7 protein-coding genes and 1 pseudogene are annotated in these 5,865 nt (G+C 59.4%); 5 read left to right on the top strand and 3 right to left on the bottom strand.

Features of this window, described 5'->3' with window-relative positions:
* From JCM12178_RS16700 to JCM12178_RS20410, 5 genes are all read left to right on the top strand, one after another.
* Positions 1-288, top strand: a 288-nt coding sequence (locus JCM12178_RS16700) for a tyrosine-type recombinase/integrase (RefSeq protein ID WP_157054981.1), incomplete at its 5' end; no start/stop codon positions are given.
* Positions 289-466: 178 nt separating this feature from the next.
* A complete protein-coding gene (locus tag JCM12178_RS16695) occupies positions 467-1,498 on the top strand; it encodes a TIGR00341 family protein (protein WP_054653069.1) in 1,032 nt (343 codons plus the stop codon).
* A 13-nt stretch (positions 1,499-1,511) separates the two neighbouring features.
* Positions 1,512-1,742 (top strand): LapA family protein, encoded by a 231-nt coding sequence (locus JCM12178_RS16690; RefSeq protein ID WP_054653067.1) that lies wholly within the window; start codon positions 1,512-1,514, stop codon positions 1,740-1,742.
* Between the two features lie 3 nt (positions 1,743-1,745).
* Positions 1,746-2,330 (top strand): CorA family divalent cation transporter, encoded by a 585-nt coding sequence (locus JCM12178_RS20415; protein ID WP_250635953.1) that lies wholly within the window; start codon positions 1,746-1,748, stop codon positions 2,328-2,330.
* On the top strand, positions 2,284-2,808 hold the full coding sequence (locus JCM12178_RS20410) for a CorA family divalent cation transporter (RefSeq protein WP_250635952.1): 525 nt from the start codon (positions 2,284-2,286) through the stop codon (positions 2,806-2,808). Before JCM12178_RS20415 ends, JCM12178_RS20410 begins: the two co-directional genes overlap by 47 nt.
* Before the next feature lie 60 nt (positions 2,809-2,868).
* Here JCM12178_RS20410 and feoB read toward each other — a convergent pair.
* From feoB to JCM12178_RS18065, 3 genes and pseudogenes are all read right to left on the bottom strand, one after another.
* Positions 2,869-5,057 (bottom strand): annotated as a pseudogene (feoB, locus tag JCM12178_RS16680) (ferrous iron transport protein B).
* A gap of 1 nt (position 5,058) precedes the next feature.
* Positions 5,059-5,301 (bottom strand): FeoA family protein, encoded by a 243-nt coding sequence (locus JCM12178_RS16675; RefSeq protein ID WP_054653065.1) that lies wholly within the window; start codon positions 5,299-5,301, stop codon positions 5,059-5,061.
* Between the two features lie 58 nt (positions 5,302-5,359).
* Positions 5,360-5,521, bottom strand: a complete 162-nt coding sequence (locus JCM12178_RS18065) for a FeoB-associated Cys-rich membrane protein (RefSeq protein ID WP_083466016.1) — start codon at positions 5,519-5,521, stop codon at positions 5,360-5,362.
* Between the last annotated feature and the right edge of the window lie 344 nt (positions 5,522-5,865).

Raw genomic sequence — 5,865 nt, 5'->3', positions numbered from 1 at the left:
CGCTGTTTCTGGGCAAGCGCGGGCAAGCGGCTGGACCGCCGCGAGGCCAACCGCATCCTGACGAGGCTCGCTGCCGCGGCTGGGATTCCCCGCGATGTGCATCCGCACATGCTCCGCCACAGCTTTGCCACGCACATGCTCGAAGCCGGGGCCGATCTGAGAAGCGTTCAGGAACTGCTGGGACACTCCCGGCTATCCACCACCCAGCGATACACCCACCTCGACCTGCAGCAACTCATGCAGGTGTATGACAAGGCGCATCCGCGCAGCAAAAAGAAGAAAGACTAAGGCGGGCACCCTTGGCGGGTCGACCGTGAAGGTCTGATCAAAGCCTTTGCCCGTCTCCCTCAAGGCGTTTCCTGTTTTTCCTTGGAATACGTCTCAATATTCCTGTATATCAGCAATGAGGTTCGGATTCCGCACGGCCGGTTCCAGTTACGGAAACGGATGAAGCCGCCGACACGTCATGCCGCTGAGAGTTATTGAAATAGTCACCCCGAGCACCGACAGGGATGTCGTTGCCAAGTCACTTGAAGAGCATCGCCCTGACGAAGGGTATGTGTACTGGTCGCACGAGCTGGATAATGACTCTATTGAATTTCGCGTCATCCTGCAGGTGGAGGAGTCCGAGCCTGTGCTGGACAAGCTGGAACGCATGTTCACATGGACGGACGAGTACAGGATTGTGGTCTATCCGGCTGAAGCCACCCTGCCGAGGCTCAAGACCGACCCGCCGCCCGAGAAACAGGTTCAGCCCGAGGAAGCAGAGGAAGCCGAAGAATCTGCACAGAATCATGATCGAATCAGCCGGGAAGAGCTTTACACGGACGTCTTTGACAATGCCCGGCCGACAGCCAGTTATTTCGTGCTGGTGGCTTTTGCCGCAGTCGTTGCGGTCATCGGCCTTTCGCGGGACAGTGTTGCGGTCATCATCGGAGCCATGGTGCTGGCCCCGCTTCTCGGTCCCAACGTGGGCCTCTCCCTCTCGGCCGCGCTTGGAGATACCGACCTTTTGCGGCTCTCGCTCAAAACGCTTGCTTCGGGTGTGGCCGTGGTGCTCGCAGTCTCTGCCATTTCCGGTCTCGTTTTCGGACTACCCGCCGGATCATTTGAATTTCTCGACCGCATTCACGCCTCGTATGCCGACATCGTTCTTGCGGTGGTGTCCGGTGGTGCGGGCATTGTCTCGGTGACGCTCGGAACGCCCACAGGACTCGTCGGCGTGATGGTCGCGCTTTCGCTGCTCCCGCCGCTGGCGGCTTGCGGCATGAGCCTCGGTGCCGGGCAGTTCGTCATGGCCGCAGGGTCGGCTGCCCTGTTCATAACAAACATCATCTGCCTGAACATTGCCGGGGTGGTGACCTTTCTGGTGCAGGGCATCCAGCCCCTTTCGTGGTGGGAGCGCAAGCGCGCCCGCGAAATGGTGCTGCGCGTTGGCGCGCTCTGGACAAGCATGCTGGTCGTGCTCTGCGTGCTGCTGTATTTTCGAATAGTCTAAACAAGGAGGCCACATGAAGACACGCTGGAATGAAATGACCATGGGCGAACGGATCAAGCTCGTCGCCGTGAGTGTCTTCGCAGCCTGCGTGCTGCTGTTCATCATCCAGAACTCCGAAACAGTGCAGGTTTCCTTCCTGTGGTGGACGTTCGCGCTGGCCCGGTGGATCATGCTGCCGCTCTTTTTCCTGTTGGGCGGCCTTGCTGGGTATCTTTTCGCCCGCACCCGAAGCCGGAGGTGGTAAGCCGTGGCCCGGTTCCTCAAGAAAATTGACCGCAAACTCGGACAGTCGCCGGGCACCGTCACCTTTGTCGGTCAGCGCCATATGGATCGTCCACGGGTGACGTGCATTGAGTACGGTGCAGAAACGCTGCGGGAAGAATCTTCGGAGGCTTTGAATGAACTCGACTGTGATCAGGGTGAAGGCCGTGTACTTTGGTTAAACGTGGACGGCCTGCATGATGTCACGCTTATTGAAAAGCTCGGCCAGCAGCATGGCCTGTCTTCACTGGTGCTGGAAGATGTGGTGGATACTGGCAGACGTCCGAAGATGGATGATTATGAGGACTACGCGTTCATCAGCCTCAGGATGCTCTCGCTTTCCGAAGAAAATCAGGTACAGGCTGAAGCGCTTGGAATTGTCGTTTTCAAGGACCGGGTGCTGACATTTCAGGAGCGGTCCGGGGACGTTTTCGATCCGGTGCGCACCCGGCTCAGGCGTTCGCGCGGTCGCATCCGGCAGCGGGGGGGCGACCTATCTGGCCTACGCGCTGATGGACTCGGTGGTGGAGAATTATATCAGGGTAATCGAGGCGCTCGGCGAACGAATTGAGGAGCTGGAGCAGGAAGTGCTTGATAACGCCACGCCAGACCTGCTGGAAGAGATTCTCGAATATCGCAGGGAGATGGCCTATATTCGTAAACAGGTGCGCCCGGTGCGGGAGGTCGTCAGGCTGCTTGCCCATCCCGACGAGGAACTCTTCGGCGAGGATGTGCGCCCCCATCTGCGCGACCTCGCAGACCTCACGGAGCAGAGTTGCGACGCCGTGGATGTGTATCGTGAAATGATCGGCGACGCGCTTGCAACCTACAACATGGTCATTGGCAATAAGCTCAACGATGTGATGAAATTTCTAACCGTGTTCGCCACCATTTTCATCCCGCTTACGTTCATCGCCGGAGTCTACGGCATGAATTTCCAGTACATGCCCGAACTACGCTATCCATGGTCGTATCCGGCGCTTCTGGCCGTGATGACCGTGGTGGCGGGCGTCATGCTTGCGTATTTCAAGCGGCGAGGGTGGATGTGAAACGAAAAAGAAAGGGCGGCCCCGGAAGGGCCGCCCTTTTTTATTACTCTGTCCGGGAGGCTAAAGTATAGCCCGGGCAATGTTGAAGGTCAGGATTGAGAGGCCGAAAGCCAGGCCCGTGGAGCCGACTACGCTGAATATCGCCCAGCTCCAGCTCGATTCGCGGGCCATGGTGACCACGGTGACGAAGCAGGGCGCGTAGAGCATCACAAAGATGACCATGGCGATGCCTGCGGCCTTGGAGAAGTTCGGGTCTGCGGCCAGACGCCTGGAGAGCGGCTGTGCTTCGTCAGGATCGACCTCGCCGAGCGAGTACGCGGTGCCGAGGGTGGAAACAATGACTTCCTTGGCTGCAAAGCCGCCCACCAGCGCGATGTTGGTGCGCCAGTTGAACCCGGCCCACTTGGTAACGCTCTCGAGTCCGGTGCCGATTTTGCCGGCGATGGTGTTGCGGAGCGCTTCTTCGGCTTCCTCGTTCTGAAGGGCGTCGATCTTGTCATCAAAACCGGCCACAACGGACTCGCCTGCACCGGCGGCCTCGGCAGCCTGCATTTCGGCAGCGATGACCGCGCGTTTTGCTTCATAGGCGTCCACGCGCTCCTGCGGGAGCTGCGGGAAGGTCATGAGCGCCAGAGCAGGATGGAGATACCGAGGATGACGGTACCGGCCTTGCGGGCGTATTCCCAAGTGCGTTCCCAGGTATGAATCAGCACGCCGCGCAGAGTGGGCATGCGGTACGGCGGCAGCTCCATGACGAAGGGAGTGGACTCGCCCTTGATGACCGTCCAGCGCAGGATGCGGGCCACGATCAGGGCCAACGCCCATGCGGTGAGGGTGATGGTCAGCATGACTCCCGCGCCTTCGCCGGGGAAGAACGCGGCGGCAAGCATCAGGAAGACGGGCACTTTCGCGCCGCAGGTCATGTACGGGGCCACGAAGAGGGTGGCCAGTTTTTCGCGGCGGCTGCGGAGCGTGCGGGAGGCCATGACGCCCGGAACCGCGCAGCCCCCGGCAATGCCGCCGGAAACGATGAAGGGCAGCACAGAGGTGCCGTGCAGGCCGAAGCTGCGGAACACGCGGTCAAGCATGTAGGCCATACGGGCCACGTAGCCGGAGTCCTCCAGCGCGGAGATCATCAGGAACATGAACATGATGAGCGGCACGAAGCCGAGCACGCCGCCCACGCCGTCGATGATGCCGGAGACGATGAGCGATTTCAGCAGCCCCTCGGGCATTATGCCGCCAACGGTGTTGCCCAGCCAGCCAAAGAAGGCCTCCAGCCAGCCCATGGGGATTTCGCCCACCGTGAACGTCACCTTGTAGATGAGATAGACCACGGTGAGCATGATGGCGGGGCCGAGAAACTTGTGGGTCAGGATGCGGTCGATGTTGTCCGACATGCTGATGCGCTGCTCGTCGAGCACCGGGTAGTTGACCACTTCCTTCACGATGCCTGCGATGAACCCGTAGCGGTAATCGGCGATGATGGCGTCCGGACCGGCCTTAAGGGTCTTCTGAGTGTGCTCGGCCACCTTGGCGGCCATCTTTTCCAGCCTCTGGGAAACCTCGCTGTTGGCCATGCGCCCCTTGAGTACCACGTCCTCGTCGTGCTCAAGGTATTTGATGCCGGTCCAGCGAGCCGGGACTAGGTCGGTGAGCAGGCCGGCGGACTCGATGATTTCTTCCATCTCGTCCAGAACGGGATCAAGGTCTGCGCCGTAAGAGATGCGCAGTGGCCTCCATTCGCCCTGATTGGCCTCGGCGTGGTGGACGCAGGCTTTCAGAAGCTCGTCGGTACCTTCGCCGGTGCGGCCGATGGTTTCGACTGCCGGGCAGCCGGTCAGCTCGGCCAGCCGGGCCGTGTTGATGTCCTTTCCGTGCTTCCGCACTTCGTCCATCATGTTCAGCGCCAGCACGAGCGGCACGCCCATTTCCATTATCTGTACGGCGAGGTAGAGGTTTCGCTCCAGCGCGTCGGCGTTGAGCACGTCAATGACGACCTCGGGTCGTTCCTCGGCGAGGAAGTTGCGAGCCACGAGCTCTTCCTGCGTGTACGCGGTCAGGGAATAAGTGCCGGGAAGGTCCACCAGCTCGACGCTGCGCCCTTCACGTTTGACGATACCAGTCTTCTTCTCCACGGTCACGCCGGGCCAGTTGCCCACGTGATGCCGGGCGCCGGTGATGGCGTTGAACATGGTGGTTTTGCCGCAGTTCGGGTTGCCTGCGATGGCGGCGGTTATTTTGTCCATTCTAGTCCTCCAGCGATTCGACGGTAATGTGGTCCGCTTCGCTGTTTCGAAGAGTGAGGGTGAAGTCCTTGAGACGCAGGGCTACGGGGTCCTTGAGCGGTGCCTTGCCAATGACTCGTACTTCGGTGCCCGGAATGAGGCCCATGTCGCGGATTCTGCGCCCGAGTTCGCCTTGGGCGGAAACGGTCACTATCTTGAGCTGCTGGTTCACGCTTGCCTGTCGCAGGCAGAATGCCTTGCCCATCTGGATCACTCCTCTTGGTTCAAATGAAAATCGTTTTCAATCGGTTGGCAAAAAAAAATTATTCCCCGTCGCAGTTCTGCTTTTGTTCAGGCGTGCAGTTGGAACCGCAGCCAGAGCATCCGCAGGATCCGCCGGTGGACTTGGCGTTTCTGACAAATCGCCTGACTACGTAGAATGCGGCCACAGCGACGATCAGAATAACGATGATGGTGTCTGTCATTTTTCCCCCAATGGTTTTGGACGCATCCGGCGCGTCCGTCAAGAAGGTATTTAGTGACGTTGAAAATCATTGTCAATGTTTTTGGTGAAAGTATTTCAGGTTTTTTGGGTAGGGAAAGAGAAGTTGTTGATATTTATGAGGTGCTCGCCTGCCGGTGGGGGAGGGGGCTTTTGTGATCCCTGATAACCTTTGGTGCGGGGCCCGCCTTCGGCGGGAGGAGACGGGATGCTTTTGTGTTTCCTGATATTATTGGGTGCGGAGCCCGCCTTCCGGCGGGAGGGGCGGGAAGCGCTATCCGTTACGTTGTGGGTTTCGGCCCACAAGCGGGCCGACCTTCTTTTTTG

It is taken from the genome of Salidesulfovibrio brasiliensis JCM 12178 (assembly GCF_001311825.1).
GTDB classification, from domain to species: Bacteria; Desulfobacterota; Desulfovibrionia; order Desulfovibrionales; family Desulfovibrionaceae; genus Pseudodesulfovibrio; species Pseudodesulfovibrio brasiliensis.
This window is presented reverse-complemented; position numbering and strand designations above follow the sequence as displayed.

Bases quoted from the DNA above. Each gene is read 5' to 3' on its own strand.
- JCM12178_RS16695 (WP_054653069.1), top strand. From the start codon at position 467: ATGCCGCTGAGAGTTATTGAAATAGTCACCCCGAGCACCGACAGGGAT.
- JCM12178_RS16690 (WP_054653067.1), top strand. From the start codon at position 1,512: ATGAAGACACGCTGGAATGAAATGACCATGGGCGAACGGATCAAGCTC.
- JCM12178_RS16675 (WP_054653065.1), bottom strand. From the start codon at position 5,301: ATGGGCAAGGCATTCTGCCTGCGACAGGCAAGCGTGAACCAGCAGCTC.
- JCM12178_RS18065 (WP_083466016.1), bottom strand. From the start codon at position 5,521: ATGACAGACACCATCATCGTTATTCTGATCGTCGCTGTGGCCGCATTC.